This is a genomic window from Sporolactobacillus sp. CQH2019 (assembly GCF_028765345.1).
Lineage (GTDB): Bacteria > Bacillota > Bacilli > Bacillales > Sporolactobacillaceae > Sporolactobacillus.
Map to the genome: position 1 here is coordinate 122,459 of NZ_JARAJZ010000001.1, position 17,522 is coordinate 139,980.

General features: G+C 50.2%; 18 protein-coding genes. All 18 read right to left on the minus strand.

Features of this window, described 5'->3' with window-relative positions:
- Positions 1–16: 16 nt before the first annotated feature.
- Positions 17–1,171: a 1-deoxy-D-xylulose-5-phosphate reductoisomerase gene (locus OYT88_RS00545; protein ID WP_274397383.1), complete on the minus strand. Its 1,155-nt coding sequence runs from the start codon at positions 1,169–1,171 to the stop codon at positions 17–19.
- A 15-nt stretch (positions 1,172–1,186) separates the two neighbouring features.
- Complete coding sequence (locus tag OYT88_RS00550) at positions 1,187–1,981, minus strand: phosphatidate cytidylyltransferase (RefSeq protein ID WP_274397384.1); 795 nt, start codon at positions 1,979–1,981, stop codon at positions 1,187–1,189.
- Positions 1,978–2,769, minus strand: coding sequence for an undecaprenyl pyrophosphate synthase (uppS, locus tag OYT88_RS00555; protein ID WP_274397385.1), 792 nt, complete (start codon positions 2,767–2,769; stop codon positions 1,978–1,980). The genes OYT88_RS00550 and uppS overlap by 4 nt, the downstream gene beginning before the upstream one ends.
- 133 nt (positions 2,770–2,902) lie before the next feature.
- Positions 2,903–3,463, minus strand: a complete 561-nt coding sequence (gene frr / locus OYT88_RS00560; protein ID WP_274397386.1) for a ribosome recycling factor — start codon at positions 3,461–3,463, stop codon at positions 2,903–2,905.
- Between the two features lie 3 nt (positions 3,464–3,466).
- Positions 3,467–4,189 (minus strand): UMP kinase, encoded by a 723-nt coding sequence (gene pyrH, locus OYT88_RS00565; RefSeq protein WP_274397387.1) that lies wholly within the window; start codon positions 4,187–4,189, stop codon positions 3,467–3,469.
- A gap of 168 nt (positions 4,190–4,357) precedes the next feature.
- Positions 4,358–5,239, minus strand: a complete 882-nt coding sequence (tsf, locus tag OYT88_RS00570; RefSeq protein WP_274397388.1) for a translation elongation factor Ts — start codon at positions 5,237–5,239, stop codon at positions 4,358–4,360.
- A gap of 98 nt (positions 5,240–5,337) precedes the next feature.
- Positions 5,338–6,093 (minus strand): 30S ribosomal protein S2, encoded by a 756-nt coding sequence (rpsB, locus tag OYT88_RS00575; protein WP_274397389.1) that lies wholly within the window; start codon positions 6,091–6,093, stop codon positions 5,338–5,340.
- Positions 6,094–6,236: 143 nt separating this feature from the next.
- The gene (locus OYT88_RS00580) at positions 6,237–6,818 is read right to left on the minus strand and encodes a hypothetical protein (protein ID WP_274397390.1); all 582 of its coding nucleotides are present in this window, start codon (positions 6,816–6,818) and stop codon (positions 6,237–6,239) included.
- A 24-nt stretch (positions 6,819–6,842) separates the two neighbouring features.
- Positions 6,843–7,607, minus strand: coding sequence for a FliA/WhiG family RNA polymerase sigma factor (locus OYT88_RS00585; protein ID WP_274397391.1), 765 nt, complete (start codon positions 7,605–7,607; stop codon positions 6,843–6,845).
- A 30-nt stretch (positions 7,608–7,637) separates the two neighbouring features.
- On the minus strand, positions 7,638–8,120 hold the full coding sequence (locus OYT88_RS00590; RefSeq protein WP_274397392.1) for a chemotaxis protein CheD: 483 nt from the start codon (positions 8,118–8,120) through the stop codon (positions 7,638–7,640).
- Positions 8,117–8,731, minus strand: coding sequence for a chemotaxis protein CheC (locus OYT88_RS00595; RefSeq protein ID WP_274397393.1), 615 nt, complete (start codon positions 8,729–8,731; stop codon positions 8,117–8,119). Before OYT88_RS00595 ends, OYT88_RS00590 begins: the two co-directional genes overlap by 4 nt.
- Positions 8,732–8,736: 5 nt before the next feature.
- Positions 8,737–9,201 carry a chemotaxis protein CheW gene (locus tag OYT88_RS00600; RefSeq protein WP_274397394.1) on the minus strand — a complete coding sequence of 155 codons (465 nt, stop codon included), beginning with the start codon at positions 9,199–9,201 and terminating at the stop codon, positions 8,737–8,739.
- A gap of 13 nt (positions 9,202–9,214) precedes the next feature.
- Entirely contained in the window at positions 9,215–11,308 is a 2,094-nt protein-coding gene (locus tag OYT88_RS00605) for a chemotaxis protein CheA (RefSeq protein WP_274397395.1), read from the minus strand.
- A gap of 2 nt (positions 11,309–11,310) precedes the next feature.
- Positions 11,311–12,408, minus strand: a complete 1,098-nt coding sequence (gene cheB / locus OYT88_RS00610) for a protein-glutamate methylesterase/protein-glutamine glutaminase (protein WP_274397397.1) — start codon at positions 12,406–12,408, stop codon at positions 11,311–11,313.
- A gap of 2 nt (positions 12,409–12,410) precedes the next feature.
- The gene (locus OYT88_RS00615) at positions 12,411–13,292 is read right to left on the minus strand and encodes a P-loop NTPase (RefSeq protein WP_274397398.1); all 882 of its coding nucleotides are present in this window, start codon (positions 13,290–13,292) and stop codon (positions 12,411–12,413) included.
- Entirely contained in the window at positions 13,282–14,382 is a 1,101-nt protein-coding gene (locus OYT88_RS00620) for a flagellar biosynthesis protein FlhF (protein WP_274397399.1), read from the minus strand. Before OYT88_RS00620 ends, OYT88_RS00615 begins: the two co-directional genes overlap by 11 nt.
- Complete coding sequence (gene flhA, locus OYT88_RS00625) at positions 14,379–16,412, minus strand: flagellar biosynthesis protein FlhA (protein WP_274397400.1); 2,034 nt, start codon at positions 16,410–16,412, stop codon at positions 14,379–14,381. The genes OYT88_RS00620 and flhA overlap by 4 nt, the downstream gene beginning before the upstream one ends.
- On the minus strand, positions 16,409–17,521 hold the full coding sequence (gene flhB / locus OYT88_RS00630) for a flagellar biosynthesis protein FlhB (RefSeq protein WP_274397401.1): 1,113 nt from the start codon (positions 17,519–17,521) through the stop codon (positions 16,409–16,411). The genes flhA and flhB overlap by 4 nt, the downstream gene beginning before the upstream one ends.
- Position 17,522 lies beyond the last annotated feature (1 nt).

The window sequence follows — 17,522 nt, forward strand, 5'->3', positions numbered from 1 at the left end:
TCCACCTCTTTCGCGGTTATTTTTTGCGGATCTGCGAACGGACAAACGCGCGGGCAAGCCGGTCTGCCTCTTCAATCGCTTCGAGACCCGGCTCGCGCTCCGGCTGATGATGCTCAAGCGCCGCTTCAACCAGCGGCTCAATCTCCAAAAAAGGAATTTCTCCGCTGAGGAAAGCCTGCACGGCCACTTCGTTTGCTGCATTCAGTACGGCAGGCATCGTTCCGCCGGCTTTTCCTGCGGCGTAGGCCAGGGAAACGGCGGGAAATCTTTGTCTGTCCAACTTTTGAAAATGAAGCGTTCCTATTTCCCATAAGTTTAACCTTTTTGTCTGTTTGAGTTCAAGTCTTTTAGGATAAGTGAGCGCATACTGGATCGGGACGAGCATGCTCGGCAGCCCGAGCTGAGCAATGACACTGTGATCAGCATATTCAACCAGAGAATGAATAATACTTTCTCTGTGGACGACGATATCAATCCGATCGTACGGCACTTGAAAAAGCCAGTGTGCCTCGATCACTTCCAGGCCCTTATTCAGCAACGTCGCCGAATCGACCGTAATCTTTGCACCCATCGACCAGTTCGGATGCTTTAGTGCATCGGCGACCGTGACGTCCTTCAGTTCTTCCCGCGTCCTGTCGCGGAAACTGCCGCCCGACGCTGTCAGGATCAGCCGGGAAAGAGCCGTACGGTCCTGTCCCTGCAGCGACTGGAAAATGGCGGAGTGCTCACTGTCGATAGGAATGATGGAAACACCCGCTTTCTTAGCCTGCTCCATGACAAGATGCCCCGCGGTCACCAGTGTCTCTTTATTGGCCAGCCCGATCTTTTTCCCCGCCTCGATTGCGGCGAGAGTCGGTTCAAGTCCTATGCTGCCGAGCACGGCATTGACAAGCATGTCGCTGTCCGCGAAAGCCGCCGCCTCGATCATCCCTTCAGGTCCGTAAACGATCTTTTCCCGGCCCCCGCGCTCAACTTTCAGCCGTTCGGCAATCTGCCTGTTTTTCACGGCAACCAGTCTGGGCTTGAACTCATCGATCAGCGGCAGCGCTTTTTCAATATTCTCGCCAAAAGCCATGGCGGCCACTGCAAAATGTTCCGGATGCTCGCGAATCACCGCAAGCGTCTGCGTCCCTACCGATCCGGTTGCCCCCAGTAAACTGATCCGCTTCAACACCGATCCCTCTTTTCAGTTAATAACTCCAATCAAATATAAAATCGGCAGAACGAAAATCAGACTGTCGAATCGATCAAGCAATCCGCCATGGCCCGGAAGGATTTTTCCCGAATCTTTAACGCCGAAATGGCGTTTCAGTGCGGACTCTCCCAAATCGCCCAGCTGACCGAAAGCCGATATAAGCAAAGTGACGAGAAGGTATAACCCCCACGATGGAAAAATCGGTTCACGCAGGATGAGCCGGAAAAGGACGGCGACGATCAAAGCCGTAATCAGCGCACCGGCTGCTCCTTCTTTGGTCTTGTTCGGGCTGATTTCCGGAGCAAGCTTGCGCCTGCCCCACTTTCTGCCGATAAAATAAGCGCCGCTGTCCGATGCCCAGATGATGATCAGCACAAACAAAGAAAGGGCGAAGCTGCCGAGCCTCGCCCGGACAAGCAAATGATAAGAAAATCCTATGTAAAAAACCGACATCAGGAGATAGGCAGCCTGTTGAAAATGAAAACGATTTTTTAGAAAGACAGTTGCACCGATCAGCAGCAGCATCAGAACCGCCAGTAACTTAATGAGCAGAAGATTAAATGCATCTTCCGAGGGAAAAAACGTAGCAAGGACGATCGCGGCCACGCAAACCGCTCCGAGTAAGACTTCCGGAGAGAACAAGGAAAGCTTGTCCATTGCCGCCAGTTCCATATAGCAGATCACGGCAATCACAGCGGACAGGAGTGCAAACGGGACGGATCCGACGGCCAGGATTGCAATAAAAAGTCCACCGCCCAGGATCGCCGTAATCACTCTCTGCTTCATCGCTTCTCGCTCCCTTTTTCCTCAATCCCCCCGTATCGCCGCTGTCTCGTTGCAAATTCCCGAACAGCTTCCTGGAGGTTCTCTTCATCAAAATCCGGCCAATAAACATCGGTAAAAAACAGCTCCGTGTAGGCAAGCTGCCAGAGCATGAAATTACTGAGACGGACCTCGCCGCCCGTTCGGATCAGCAGATCGGGGTCGGGCAGAGAATGGCTCAGCAGATAGCCGGACAGCACTTCTTCGTCGATATTTTCCCGATCCAGCTTGTTCAGCTGAACATCGCGAATCAGGGCCTTCACTGCACCGACAATTTCCGAATGGCTGCCGTAGTTGAGAGCAAAGTTCAAAATCAGCCCGTCATTATTTCTTGTCTCGTTTACAGCCCGGTCGACGGCTCTCATGGTGTGGGACGGGATACGCGACATATCTCCCATCATGCGGACCTGTACGTTATTTTCAACTAATTCAGCAAGGTAAGAGTTGAGAAATTGCTCGGGAAGCTTCATCAGAAATTCCACTTCCGTTTTCGGCCGTTTCCAGTTTTCAGTGGAAAAAGCAAAAAGCGTGAGCACCTTAATGCCTAATCGGTTCGCTTCATTTGTCACTTTCTTGACAGTTTTTAATGCTTCCCGGTGTCCGGCAATTCTCGGCAGGCCTCTTCTCTGAGCCCATCGTCCGTTTCCGTCCATGATAATGGCAACGTGCGCCGGAATTTTTTGCAGGCTGTCGGGAAGCTGTTCCTGTTTGCCCGCTTTCCCTGTCCTAGTTAAGGAAAATTTCTCAAACATCCTCTTTCCCCCATTGTCGATGCTGAATGAAGACAGCAGGATCTTACGGCGCATCAGTCAGCAGTCAATCATTCTGATTCTTCACTAATCCCGGATGTGTGAAAGAGAACATCCGCGTGATTCGCAGCGCCGTCTAAATATCCATTATTTCCTTTTCCTTATCGGCTGAAATCATGTCGATTTTTTTTATTGTCCCATCGGTCAGCTTCTGAACGTTTTCTTCAGCGTCACGAACATCGTCCTTGGTCAATTCATTGTTCTTCTCCATCTTTTTCAATTGATCATTCGCATCGCGGCGCACGTTTCGGACGGCAACCTTGGCTTCTTCAGCAATCTTTTTAACAAGTTTTACGAGTTCCGCGCGTCTTTCTTCCGTAAGCAGAGGGATGGCAATGCGGATGACCGTCCCGTCGTTTGTCGGCGTAATACCTAAGTCCGATTTCAGTATACCCCGTTCAATATCCGCCATGGCCGTACGATCGTATGGCTGGACAACGAGCAGCCGGGCTTCCGGCGCAGTAATGGCGGCAATTTGTCTCAGCGGCGTTTCCGCACCGTAATACTCAACGGTCACTTTATTTAAAATCGACGGATTGGCGCGTCCGGCACGAATCGTCACCAATTCGCGCTGAAACGATTTCACCGCTTTCTCCATGCGTTCCTTTGTTTCTTTCAGAATATCGTCCTGAGCCATTGATTATCTCCCCTTTACAACCGTACCGATGTCTTCCCCCAGAACGGCACGTTTAATATTTCCCGCGGCCAGTGAGAAAACGACAAGCGGAATATCGTTATCCATGCTCAGTGAAGAGGCCGTTGAATCCATTACCTGAAGGCCTTCGTTCAGAACACGCAGATACGAAATTTCTTTATATTTCTTAGCACTTTTATCGACTTTCGGATCTGCCGAATAAACACCGTCCACATTGTTTTTGGCCATTAAAATCACGTCGGCTTCGATCTCGGCCGCTCTCAGCGCCGCTGTCGTATCCGTTGAAAAATATGGATTCCCCGTTCCGGCGGCAAATATAACGACACGTCCCTTTTCAAGATGGCGGATTGCCCGTCTGCGAATATACGGTTCCGCTACCTGCCTCATATCGATTGACGTCTGCACCCTTGTTTCAACGCCCAGCCCCTCCAGGCTGTCCTGCAGTGCAAGCGCGTTGAGCACAGTTGCCAGCATCCCCATATAATCGGCCTGCGCACGGTCCATGCCCATTTCGCTGCCTGTTTTCCCGCGCCAGATATTCCCGGCTCCGACGACGATCGCCACTTCAACGCCGAGGTCGACCACTTCCTTTACCTGCTCGGTAATTGAACGGATGACTTTCGGATCGATCCCGTATCCGCTTGCACCTGCCAGTGCTTCTCCGCTCAATTTAAGGATGACCCGCTTATATTTTGCCTTCTCCGGCATCATTCATCTATCCCTTCGCCGTATTTAATTTTAATTCTAAAAAATGGGACACGTGATCCGTGCCCCATTTTTTCATCCTATGTCTCACAGAGATGCTGCAAAGCTGTTGAACAGAACGCGAACTGTTTCTTATGCCTTCCGTTCCTGCAGCACATCCGCGGGCGCCAATCATTGTTTCATTTGAGCTTTGACTTCTTCAGCAAAATTTTCTTCTTTCTTTTCGATGCCTTCGCCGACTTCATAACGGACAAATGCGACGATTTCAGCATTTTTGCTCTTCAAATAGTTCTTAACAGTGACGTCGCCGTCTTTAACAAACGGCTGATCGACCAGACAGATTTCCTTAAAAAATTTATTGAGGCGGCCGGCAACCATTTTTTCGACAATATTGGCCGGCTTCCCTTCTCCCAGTGCTTCTTTAGTCAAAACTTCTTTTTCATGGGCGACTACGTCTGCCGGAATCTCTTTCTCCGTGAGATAACGCGGTTTAATGGCTGCAACGTGCATGGCGATATCTTTTGCCGTTTCGGCATCCCCGCCGGAAAGCCTGGTCAGCGCGGCGATGCGGCCTCCCATATGAAGATACGCGCCGAAAATTTCATTCTCTGCTTTATGGAGAACGGTAAAACGCCGCAGAGACAGCTTCTCTCCGATTTTCGCGATAGCGGCGTTAATATATTCATTAACCGTTTCCCCTGTGTCAAGGCGCTGTTTCAAAGCTTCCTCAACATCCGCCGGCTCGTGATTAAGCAGATGTCCGGCCAGCGTTTCAATCAACTGTCTGAACTCTGCGTTCTTGGCAACAAAATCCGTTTCCGAGTTGACCTCGAGTGCGACCGCCTTGTTGCTGGCGATCTTGATCTCCGTCAGGCCTTCAGCAGCAATCCGCCCCGATTTTTTGGCTGCTTTGGCGATTCCCTTTTCTCTCAGTACATCTATTGCTTTCTTAATGTCGCCTTCCGTTTCCGAGAGCGCCCTTTTGCAGTCCATAATTCCGGCGCCGGTAAGATCACGCAGTTCTTTAACCAATTTTGCACTAATTGCAGCCAATGCGCATCCTCCTATCATTTTATCCTTTTGCTTTTTTCACTAAAAGAGTGATAAAAGGCTTTTCCCCTTATCACCCTGTTATCTGTCCATGTCTTTTCTTATTCTGCTTTTACAGGTTCTTCGGCAGGGGCTTGCGCCTGTTCCGGCGCAGCCGCAGCTTCCTCGGTCTCTTCGCCCTGGTTTGCTTCGAGAACCGCATCGGCCATTTTCCCTGTCAGAAGCTTGACAGCGCGGATCGCATCATCGTTGCCCGGGATGACAACATCCACTTCATCGGGATCACAGTTTGTATCCACAATCGCAATGATCGGGATGCTGAGTTTGCGCGCTTCGGTAATTGCGATTCTTTCCTTGCGGGGATCGATCACGAACAGTGCCTGAGGCAGGCTTTCCATTTCCTTGATTCCTCCGAGGAATTTCTCAAGCCGTGCCAATTCTTTTCTGAGGCCGACGACTTCTTTTTTAGGAAGTACATCAAATGTACCGTCCTCCTGCATCTTCTCAATATCTTTCAGCCGCTTGATCCGCTTTCTGATCGTTTCGAAGTTGGTCAGCGTACCGCCCAGCCAGCGCTGATTGATGTAATACTGGCCCGAGCGTTCCGCTTCGGCCTTCACCGAATCCTGCGCTTGTTTCTTTGTGCCGACAAAAAGAATTTTTCCGCCGTCCGCCGCAATACTTCTGACAAACTGGTAGGCTTCTTCAACTTTTTTGACCGTCTTCTGCAGGTCAATAATATAGATGCCGTTTCTCTCCGTAAAAATATAAGGTTTCATTTTCGGATTCCAGCGCCGTGTCTGATGACCGAAATGCACACCGGATTCCAGCAACTGTTTCATAGAAATAACTGCCATTTTAAATCCTCCTGTTGGTTTTATTCCTCCGCCGGCCTCTTTTTCATGTACGGCTGAATTATTCAGCACCCGTACATGAATCAGTCTGCGTGTGTGATTGACACCAATCGTTACTATACCACAAACCGAATAGGGTTACAAGATCAGCGGGACACTTTATTGCCGAATTTTAACAATAGCTCAATCTCCCCTGCCCCGCGGTTCATTTTTTTGGCTATCTCATTGACAGTGTACCCTTTTTTCTGAAGTTTCATAGCCTGAAAAAAGGGCGATTCCTCAAGGCTGTCCCGGATCTGATCAACGGGCGGTACCCATGAGGCCGGTTCCCCGGTTTTATCGGCGGACGCTTCGCCGTCCGCAACCTGGGCCGGATTTCCGTCATCGGGAATTTCTGCGATTTTCTCTTTCAGCAATTGGCCGAAAGCAGGCGTTTCGGACCGTTTCTCCTCTTCCGGCTGAAGCGGCCCGGCCGTATTTTCTCCCTGCATTTCCGTTTCTTCCGGCGAAACTGCATTTTTTTTCATTAAAATCTCGACTTTCGAAGCCAGCCGCTCGTTTTCTTTGCGGACATCTTCCAGATAAGCGGTAAAAGCTTCATTTATATCGTCAAGAATCCGATCGGTCTTTATCTGTTCAAGCACCCGGATCCTCTGGTACAGATGCAGGATCAGATACAGAATCAGAATAATCAGGACAAAGTTAAAAATGATCCACGCGATCGTCACCGTTCTCACCTTCAATTCTCAAAATTAATCGTAGAGCGGGCTCTTCAGAAAACGTCTCAATTTAAATAAGGCTTTACTGTGAATCTGGGAAATCCGCGAGGTCGACAGACCGAGCACCCGGCCGATTTCCGTCAGGGTCAGTTCCTCATAATAGAACAATGTGATCACAAGCCGCTCATTGTCTCCCAGTTTGTCAATTTCCCGGGCAAGGGCGCGCCTGTTTTCCTGATCAATCAGATGCGTATCCGGCAGAACGGTCCGGAAATCTTCAATGGCGGCAGAAGAATAATCATTTTTTCCGGTCGGTGAACTATCATCCAGTGAGAGAAGATTCGACAGCAGGCCTTCCGAGAGAACCTGTGAAACTTCATCGACCTTCATGCCGCATGATTCCGCAACCTCTTCCATTGACGCCGAGCCTAATTTTTCCTGTTCGATTTTCTCCGCGGCTCTTTCAATTTTCTTGCTTTTCTCGCGGATCGACCGGGGCATCCAATCTTCCCTTCGCAGGCCGTCAAGAATGGCGCCGCGGATACGGAATGAAGCGTATGTGTCGAATTTCAGATCACGTTCTTTATCGAATTTTTCAAGTGCGTCATAGAGACCCAGCAACCCGTAACTTTGCAGTTCGCCGCGATCAATATTCCGGGGCAGTCCGGCGCTGATTCGCTGTACATGATAATGAACAAGGGGCATGTAAAGCCGAAGGAGATCGTCAGCCGCATCCTTGTCGCGCGACCGGATCCAGCGGTCCCAGTACTGCAATTCCCTGGTATCAGTTTTGGCCATCTTTTCTCCCCCTTCCTTTGGCACTTCCGGCTAAATGATTCGCTCGCCTCTATAAATCGCACGGATTAAAAGGCTGCATGTTTCGGTGAAGAATTCAATGGTTCTTCCGTAATCATCACCGGTTTCTTCCGCAACAATCGGAATATGAAAAAATGCAAGCTGTTTTCTTACGGCTGCTACGTTGCGTTTACCGATACTGCCCATAGGCAGCGGCCGGCTTGATTTGAACATTTCGGCTCCTCCCGCTATTTTGGCCTTCAGCGATCCGGGAGAGAACCCGTGTTGGATCGTCAGCATCCTGAGCATTTCCGGAATCGCCGTATTGGCGAATTTGCCGGGCGGAAAATGATTCGAACGGGCGAGCGATGAATCCGGCAGCATGACATGGGCCATACCGGCGCTTCGTTCCCTTTCACTGAACACAATCACGCCGACGCACGAGCCAAGGCCCATCGTTTTTAACGTTTCGGGACTTTCAGCAAATTTAATTTCCGACAGTCCGACATGAATCACAAAGACGACTTCCCTTCCATTAATTTAAAAATAGCGTCCATGGATTCAGGAGCGGGGAAAAAAAGAAATTCTCCTTTTAATTGATCGCTGTTTGCACAATCATGCAGAACCGCATCCATTAAGATCACCGAATCATCGCGAAGCGAAAGCTCGACAAGCCCTTCGCCGAGTATGGCGCCTTCCATATCAATCGCGCAGATCGGCGGAGACTGCTTCAGAGATACTTTCAGTAAAGCGGAAAGAGCGGATAAATAAGAACCGCATAAAATATTGCTGATTTCACTGAAAGCCGATTTGCCTATTCCGCCGTCAAACACCGAAGCCGCCGGCACGAGTTCCCGGATCAGCCGATTGGCCAGGCCCACTTCGAACATCATGAAAAAGTGCCCGTTCAGTCCGCCCCCGACTTGAATGTATGAAGCAGCCACATGTTTCTCTGTATCGCGGTCAAGAAGTTCGGCTAGAGTCATCATCTTGACTGCGGGAATCTTAAGCTCTATCCGTTTATTTAAAAGGAGCGACAGGGCGGTAGCCGCGTGGCCCGCACCGATATTCCCCACTTCTTTAAGCAGATCAAGATGAGCAGGCTGCAGCCTTTTAAAATCATCCACCCGTATCACACCTCGATTTGTTTGATTTCACCGATTTCTTCGTCGCTCAGCACCCGGTCCAGATTCAGCAAAATCAGCAGATCGTCATTGGTAATCCTGGCGACGCCATTTATGTATTCCGCCTCAGGTCCGCCGACAATGTCGGGTGTTTTTTCAATGCTGTCTTTCTTAATATTCATGACTTCTTTCGCCGAATCCACGAGCAGGCCAACCTGGATTTCGCCTACATCGGCAATGACGACGCGGCTTTCCGCTGTCAATTCGCTGCGGTTCATATGAAAGCGGCGGCGCACATCAATCACCGGAACGATTAACCCGCGAAGATTCATCACGCCCAGGACATATTCCGCTGCATTCGGCACTCGCGTCACGGGCTGAACACGTTCAATGGACAGCACCTGGTCAATCGGGACACCGTACGTTTCACCATTCAGTTTAAAAAGAATGACCTTGAATGACTCTCCTTCCATGTTCCATTCCTCCTCATGCATTTTCTATTTGGGACCTCTTCGTCTGCCGGCCGGTCAGGACGCGGCAGTCAAGAATCAATGCGACTTTCCCGTCGCCAAGAATGGCTGCGCCGGAAAATCCTTTCACGGATTTTAAATACCGGCCCAATGGTTTAATGACGATATCCTGGTAACCGAGCAGTTTTTCCGTGACAATGCCTGCCAGCCTGTCGCCGCTTCTTACGAGAACGACAGAACCCGAGCAGGTTGCTTCGCTTTTCTTTGAGTCGGATGACGTCTCTTCGGAAGCCGGAATATTCAGGTACTCTTTAAGACTGAGCAGAGGGACAATCCGGTTCCGATAGTTCATGACCCGGAGACCGTTTACCGAACGGATTTCCAACTGGCGGATCAGCGCCGTTTCGACGATCGAGGTAATCGGTACGGCATATATTTCCGTGCCGGTCTGGATCATCAGGGCATTAATAATGGAAAGAGTCAGGGGGAGTTTTACCGTAAATTTAGTCCCCTTGCCGGGTGCTGAATCGACCTGAACCGTCCCGCTCAGCGAATGAATTTTGCTCTCGACGACGTCGAGCCCGACGCCGCGTCCTGAAATATCGGAAATTTTATCCGCTGTGCTGAATCCGGATTCAAAGAGCAGATGGTAAACATCCTGATCTGAAAGAAGAGCGGCCGACTCTTTAGCTACAAGGCCTTTTTCCACCGCCTTCGCCAGGACTTTCTCGCGGTTGATGCCCGCTCCGTCGTCTTCGATTTCAATAATGACGTGGCTGCCGCTGTGATAGGCTTTAAGCGAAAGAATTCCCTCCGCAGATTTACCCTTTTCGCTGCGGACATCCGGATGTTCAATGCCGTGATCCATCGAATTGCGAATCATGTGCATCAGCGGGTCGCCGATTTCTTCGATGACCGTTCGATCCAGTTCTGTCTCCGCTCCGCTGATTACAAGTTTTACTTTTTTATTCAGCTCTTTCGACAGGCTGCGCACCATTCTTGGAAACCGGTTGAATACCTGTTCAACCGGTTCCATTCGCAGATTCAGAATCGTTTCCTGAAGCTGGTCGGATGTTCTTTTCAGCGCATCGACCGATTCCTTCAATTCCGGGTTATGAAGAGAAGATGAAATATCTTCCAGGCGACTGCGGTCAATAATCATTTCTTCAAAAAGATTAAGGAGATGATCGAGCCGGTCGAGATTGACGCGGATCGTTTTGGCGATGGCCGGACGGCCCTGTCGGGCAGGCGGCTCGTTTTTCTGCCCGCGGCCGTTTGTTTTCGGCTGATCCGCCTCTTTGCCGGGCTGCCCGGAACCGCCGGCCCCGGCCGGAGACACATCGGCACGGTCAATTTCCGAAATAGCCATTACAGCGGTATAAACGTCTTGTTCTTTCTTGCCGGTAACCAGAAAATAAGTAAACTGTCTGTCAAAGGCCTCATTCTCAATGTCTTCAGTAGACGGAACGGACTTCATGATCGTGCCGATTTTTTCGAGCGCGTTGGAGACCATCAGAGCACGGGCCGCTTTCAGCACACAATCCCGATGCAATGTCACGACGACCCGATAAACGTTCATGCCCTGAGCCAGTGCCTGCTTCACCGCCTCATTCTCGTAATCGTCAAAACCGTCCGCTCCGGCCGGCCTGCTTCGGTCCGGGCCGGCCGCTTTTTCGGCGGCTGCCGCTGCAGCCTCTTTGGCCTCGGCTGTCCGCTGCGGAGCCTCCTGCGAACCGCCGGTAAGCGCGCGCAGTTTTTCCGTCACGGCCGTCGCATCTTTTTTGTCGCTGCCGCCTTGTTCAATAGAGTCGACCATTGATTCCAGCATATCCAGAGCTTCAAATAAAACATCGATCATTGTATCGGACACTTCAATTTTTTCATGCCGCAGCGCATCGAAAACATTTTCCATCGTATGCGTCAGTTCCATCATATCTGCAAACCCCATCTGGCCCGAACTGCCTTTTAAAGTATGGGCGGACCGGAAAATACTGTTGAGCAGTTCGGGATCGCCGCCGTTCTCCCCCATGACCGATAATTTATCATTCAGATTCTGTAAGTGCTCACGGGCTTCATCAATAAATACCCCTAAGTACTGGCTCATGTCCATTTTCAGTCAGCTCCCTGAATTCCAAATTGGCGGCAGATTGCCGGAGCAACCCGAGTCAGCGGACATACCTCGTCGACTTTCCCCGTCTCTATTGCCGCCTTGGGCATACCGTATACAATACATGACTCCTTTGATTCAGCTATGGCATAAATATTCTTTCTTTTTTTCTTCAACGCTTCCAGGCCTTCGGCACCGTCCCTGCCCATTCCGGTTAAAATCGCAATAACAAAAGAATAGGCTTTAATCTGCAGAAGAGATCTAAGCGTCACATCCACGGCAGGCCTGACCCCGTGGACAGGCACCGAATCGAGAAGATGAACGGAAAGGCCGCCGCCCTCATCCTGTGAGACCTGCAAATGAATACCCCCGGGTGCGATATAGACACGCCCTTTCTTGAGAACTTCGCCATCTTTTGCTTCGCAGACCGTCAGCTGTGAGAGTCCGTTCAGCCGTTCCGCAAGCGATTGAGTAAATTTCGGGGGCATGTGCTGGACAATCAGAACCGGAGCCGGCAAATTTTTCTTCAGGGCGGGAACAACGGTCTGCAGAGCTTTCGGACCGCCTGTCGAAGTTCCGATCAGGACAAGCGACGCGTCGCCGGCGGCCGCTGCTGTCCCGGCTGTCGCCGACGGGATGCCGGAATCGGACCGGAGAGGCTCCTCTCCGCTGCGTTCCATTGTCCGGGAGTGAACGGCCGGTCTCGAACGAACAGCCTGACGAATTTTTGTCTGCAGTTCAAGCTGAATCCGTTCGATATCTCCCGGCCTGGCAGAGGGCTTGAAAATAAAATCAAACGCTCCGCTGCTGATCGCTTCAATCACATAATTTGCGCTTTCGTCCGAAGCCCCGCTGACTACAATAGTCGGTGTCGGCTGCCGTGACATCATCTCATGAAGGACATAAAGGCCGTCTTTTTCTCCTGAAAGAATGATATCCAGAGTTACGACATCCGGTTCGTATTTCGCCAGTTTTCTCAGTGCATCATCGGCGTTTCTTGCTGTTGCAATCACGCGCATGGACGCGTCTTCTTCGATCATGGCTTTTAATGTCTGCCTCATAAAGGCCGAATCGTCGACAACCAGCACTCGAATGGGGTCCATAATTACTTACCTCTCAATAGTTCAAAATATTTTTTGACTCTTAAGACAAACGGAGAAAATGAAGAAACGGCCTGTTCATGCTGATATTGCACAAGGAAAGCCCGCGCCAAAAGTCTCATGTCAATACTGAATCTGGAATGGGGATAGCGGAGAACACAGGGGCTTTGTTCTCTCACAGAACGAATTACGGCATTGTCGCGATGTAAAGCAGTCAGCCACTGCAGATCGATATGAATATATTTTTTCGCCGCTCCGGACAATCTTTGCCACGTTTCTTTCCCCTCACGTGAATTACCCGTCATATTCACCACACAGAAAACCGGCAGTGCAGCATTTTTTGAACAGATTATTTTAAGAGCGGAATAGCCGTCCGCCATTGCCGGGGGCTCCGGCGTCGTCACCAGAATCATCTGGTGAACGGCAAGAATATAATGAAGCATATCGTCCGTTACGCCGGCTCCAAAGTCAAAGAGAATAAAATCATAGTTTCTTTTGATTTGTTCGATCTGCCTGAGAAATGCATCAAGATGCTCTCCATCCGGACGGAACAGTGTAGACAAACCGTTTCCTCCGGCAATGAAAGAAATATTCCCGGGTCCTTTGAAAATAGCATCCGAAAGCTGAAGATGATCGTGTGCGCAGTCCGCAATATCGGGAAGCGACGAGCGGCCCACCAGATGTTCGATGTTGCCCATTCCGATATCCAGATCAATAATCAGCATTTTTTTGCCCATCTCGCTCAGCGCAATGGAAAAATTCACGGAAAAGACAGATTTGCCGACACCGCCTTTACCGCTGATCACACCGATAACGACGGCTTCCGAATCGGCTTTTTTTTCAGCAGCTGCCCGCTGTCTCAATTTTTCAGCCTGATCATTGTTCATTGATATCACCCAGCATATGATTTATCAGTTCGCGAACGTCCGGAGCCTGCAAATCATCCGGAACATTCTGTCCATTCGTTATGTAAGCAAGAGTCAGCTGCGGATGATTCAGCAGCGTGCTGATAATGGCTCCGTAAGTCTGTGTTTCGTCAATCTTAGAGACGATCAGCCGTTCTGCCGGCAGCCGATTAAATTGATCGATCATTGTACTGATGTCCTCATACTTGGAAGTTGCCGAAATAACCAGATAGAGGCCGATGCGCCGATCATCGTTGATCAGCCGGGCAAGTTCCCGGATATACTGTTCATTCTGAAAATTTCTGCCCGCCGTATCGATGAAAACATGATCGAAATCCGCGTATTTCTCGATCAATTCCTGGAAATCTTTCTCCGTGTAGGCTACATCTATAGGAATATTTAAAATATCTGCGTACATCTTCAGCTGATCGATGGCTGCAATGCGAAACGTATCGGAAGTGATAAACGCTACCTTTTTCCCTTCGTCCAGTACGGCACGCCCTGCCAGTTTTGCGATGGTCGTCGTTTTCCCGACCCCGGTCGGACCGATCAGCATCACATATTTGTTGGGCAGAATCGGGCTTTGAAAACGGCGCGGATCCAGCTTTTGGATCAGCTGCGCCCGCAGCAGACGCGACAGTTCCGCTCCCGTCAGTTTTTCATCACTCTGATACCATTTCTTGACCAGCAATTGCAGTTGCTCATCGATATGTTTTTCATTTAACCCCTGATCTTTCAGCAGTTTACGAAACCGTTCGACGTTTTCGGGTCCCGAAAACAATCGGTCAACCTTATCCGCTGTCCTGCGAAAGGGCAGGCCGATTTCTTTATCGGCAAGAAAAAGCGGCTTTTCATCCTTATTTTCGGCAGTCTTCGAAAGAGTTTTTAGCGGGAAATCCTGTTCCGGATCACTTGCTGCCAGCACCTCTACATTTTCTTTTTTAAACAGATTAAAGAAACGGCCGCTTTTGACTTTTTTCGTATGAAAAATAACCGCATCGTTTCCGAGCTCTTGTTTGACTTTCTCAATGGCCTGGGTCATCGTTGGAGCAATAATTTTCTTCATCTTCATGCCGCATTCAACACCCCGATGCTTTGGACTTCCACATTCGTTTCCAGTTCATTATAGGACAAAACGTAAATGTTCGGAAAATAGCGTTCTGTCAACTGATGAACGTACATGCGGACGGCAGGCGAACAGAGGATCACCGGATCGCTGTCCATGTCCGCCCACTTCCCGACAGCCTCCGATAAATTTTTCAATAGTCTTGTCGTGGTTTCGGTATCCATCGCCAGAAAATTCCCGTGCTCCGTTTTCTGCACGGACTCCGAAATTTTCCGCTCAAGATCCGGACTCAGCGTCAGCACTTTAAGCGACTCGCCCTGTTTCGCAAACTGTTCGGTAATCTGTCTGGACAGAGACTGACGCACGTATTCGGTCAGCAATCCCGGATCTTTGGTCATCGGAGCATAATCGGCGAGCGTTTCAAAGATAACAGGAAGTTTTCTGATCGACAGTTTTTCCTTTAATAAATTAACCAGCACTTTCTGCACTTCGCCGATGCTGAGCGGTTCCGGTGTCACGGCTTCGACAAGCGCGGGATACTGTTCTTTCAAATGATCGACAAGCTGCTTGACCTCCTGGCGTCCGATCAGTTCGTAAGCATGACGGCGCAGCACTTCCGTCAGATGCGTTGAAACGACTGAAGGAGGGTCTACAACGGTATATCCGGCCATTTCCGCACGTTCTTTTGTCGGTTCATCGATCCAAAGCGCCTTCAGTCCGAATGCCGGCTCCTTCGTTTCAATTCCTTTAATGGAATCGTCCTCAACGCCGGGGCTCATTGCCAGATAATGATCGAGCATCAATTTGCCGTTTGCTACCTCACTTCCGTTGATCTTGATCCGATAACTGTCCGGCTCGAGCTGAATGTTGTCGCGGATGCGGACGACCGGCAGAATGATTCCCAGTTCAAGCGCAAGCTGGCGCCGAATCATGACGATCCTGTCCAGAAGATCCCCTCCCTGGCTGCTGTCCGCGAGCGGCACCAGTGCATAGCCGAATTCGAATTCGACCGGATCCATATTCAGCAGGCTGATCACGTTCTCCTGGCTCTTGAACTTCTGCTCCCTTTGCCTGCCCTGATCTTCAGCAACAGTCTGTACGGCCTTGCGGCGATTGCGCCGGATCATCAGACCCCCGGCAACCAAAAGCAGGGCAATCGGCAATGTCGCGACCATGCCGATCGGCGTCAGCCCGAGGATAAAGATCACGATACCGGTGACAACCAGCGTCGCCGGATAGGCGAGCAGCTGATCGGCCACTTCTTTTCCCATGTTGCTTTCCGACGAAGACCGCGTCACCACAATGCCTGTCGCTGTCGAAATGAGCAGGGCGGGGATCTGGCTGACAATGCCGTCGCCGACAGACAGGAGGCTGAAATTTTGTGCGGCACTCGCCAGCGACATCCCCAATTGCGCCATGCCGATGATCATGCCGACAACTAAGTTAATGGCGACGATGATCATACTGGCAATTGCATCGCCCTTTACAAATTTACTGGCGCCGTCCATCGCTCCGTAGAAATCGGCTTCACGCGTTATCTTCTCGCGCCTTTTTTTGGCCTCCTGATCATTGATCAGTCCCGCATTCATATCGGCATCTATACTCATCTGCTTGCCCGGCATCGCGTCCAGCGTAAAGCGGGCGGCGACTTCGGCGACCCGTTCCGCCCCTTTCGTGATCACGATGAACTGGACGATGATCAGAATCATGAAAACGACCAGGCCGACAATCACATTGCCTCCGACAACGAACTGGCCGAAAGCCGAGATAACCTGGCCGGCGTCCCCTTTTGACAGGATCAGCCGGGTCGTCGAAACATTCAATCCGATCCTGAACAGAGTCATAATCAGGAGCAAAGAAGGAAAAACCGAAAAATCCAGTGCCTCCCGCACATTCAGGGTGATGAGGAGAATGATTAGGGCAAGAGATATATTCAATACAATCAGAAAGCTGAGCAAAGATGACGGAAGAGGGATAATCAGCATCATGACGATCATAATCACGCCAAACATCACAATATAATCCCGGCTTTTCATTGTTTCCCTCCTCTCCGCCTTCCGGCCTTTCCTTTCAAACGATAAACATAGGCAAGTATTTCAGCAACCGCCTTAAAAAACTCTTCGGGCACAGAGTCGCCGACTTCAAGCCGGTGATAAAGAGCCCTTGCGAGCGGCCTCTTCTCAATGATGGTGATCCCGTGCTCCCGCGCGATCTCTTTTATCTTCAAGGCAAGATAATCCGAACCTTTGGCAATAACTTTCGGCGCACTCATTTTTTCGGCATCATATTGCAGAGCAACTGCAAAATGCGTCGGGTTGGTAATGACGACGTCTGCATGAGGAAGATCCTGCATCATGCGGTGCATGGCCATCTGTTTTTGTCTTTCCCGGATTTTCGCCTTTATTTGCGGATCCCCCTCCATCTCTTTGTACTCATCTTTTATATCCTGCTTGGACATCCGTATATTTTTTTCGTAGTCGTACTTTTGGAACAGATAATCAAGCAGAGACAGCACAATCAGTGCCAGAGAGGCTGCCAGGCCCATATCCAGGACAACCGTGGCCATCGTGCCGAGGCCGTCTCCGATTGATTTACTGGCGGTTTCCGATATGGGCGCACGGTTGATCCAGATGACTGAAAAGGCGACAAGGCCAATGATTGAAATTTTCAGAATGGATTTCAATAGTTCAATAACGGCTCTCAAGGAGTAAATCCGCTTCAACCCGCTCAGCAGGCTGATACGTTCGGCCTTGAACAGCAGCAATTCAGGGTGAAAAAGGAAACCGACCTGAAACAGCTGTCCCGCGATGCCGACGACCAGTGTCAGTATCAGAATCGGCAGCAGCATACTGAGAGATTGAAGCGTAATTTCGGAAAACAGCTGATGAACATTATTTTCTGTAAGATCCGTATGCAGCTTATTACTATAAATATTGGTCATCATTTCCGAAAGCTTTTCGCCGACCGACCCGCCCGCTATTCGAAAATAAAGGAAAAAAGCGAGCAGACTGACTGCTGTACTCAGATCGGCACTCTTGAAAACCTGTCCCTTTTTCCGGGTTTCTTCACGTTTGTGCGGCGTCGCCTTTTCAGTTTTCTCTCCTGCAAAATACTGCAGATCGACAGGATAATGAAAATGTAGCATA

Excerpts from the sequence above, each read along its gene's own strand:
- OYT88_RS00550 (WP_274397384.1), bottom strand. The coding sequence starts at position 1,981 with ATGAAGCAGAGAGTGATTACGGCGATCCTGGGCGGTGGACTTTTTATT.
- uppS (WP_274397385.1), bottom strand. The coding sequence starts at position 2,769 with ATGTTTGAGAAATTTTCCTTAACTAGGACAGGGAAAGCGGGCAAACAG.
- frr (WP_274397386.1), bottom strand. The coding sequence starts at position 3,463 with ATGGCTCAGGACGATATTCTGAAAGAAACAAAGGAACGCATGGAGAAA.
- pyrH (WP_274397387.1), bottom strand. The coding sequence starts at position 4,189 with ATGCCGGAGAAGGCAAAATATAAGCGGGTCATCCTTAAATTGAGCGGA.
- rpsB (WP_274397389.1), bottom strand. The coding sequence starts at position 6,093 with ATGGCAGTTATTTCTATGAAACAGTTGCTGGAATCCGGTGTGCATTTC.
- OYT88_RS00585 (WP_274397391.1), bottom strand. The coding sequence starts at position 7,607 with ATGGCCAAAACTGATACCAGGGAATTGCAGTACTGGGACCGCTGGATC.
- OYT88_RS00600 (WP_274397394.1), bottom strand. The coding sequence starts at position 9,201 with ATGGAAGGAGAGTCATTCAAGGTCATTCTTTTTAAACTGAATGGTGAA.
- OYT88_RS00605 (WP_274397395.1), bottom strand. The coding sequence starts at position 11,308 with ATGGACATGAGCCAGTACTTAGGGGTATTTATTGATGAAGCCCGTGAG.
- cheB (WP_274397397.1), bottom strand. The coding sequence starts at position 12,408 with ATGGACCCCATTCGAGTGCTGGTTGTCGACGATTCGGCCTTTATGAGG.
- OYT88_RS00615 (WP_274397398.1), bottom strand. The coding sequence starts at position 13,292 with ATGAACAATGATCAGGCTGAAAAATTGAGACAGCGGGCAGCTGCTGAA.
- OYT88_RS00620 (WP_274397399.1), bottom strand. The coding sequence starts at position 14,382 with ATGAAGATGAAGAAAATTATTGCTCCAACGATGACCCAGGCCATTGAG.
- flhA (WP_274397400.1), bottom strand. The coding sequence starts at position 16,412 with ATGAAAAGCCGGGATTATATTGTGATGTTTGGCGTGATTATGATCGTC.
- flhB (WP_274397401.1), bottom strand. The coding sequence starts at position 17,521 with ATGCTACATTTTCATTATCCTGTCGATCTGCAGTATTTTGCAGGAGAG.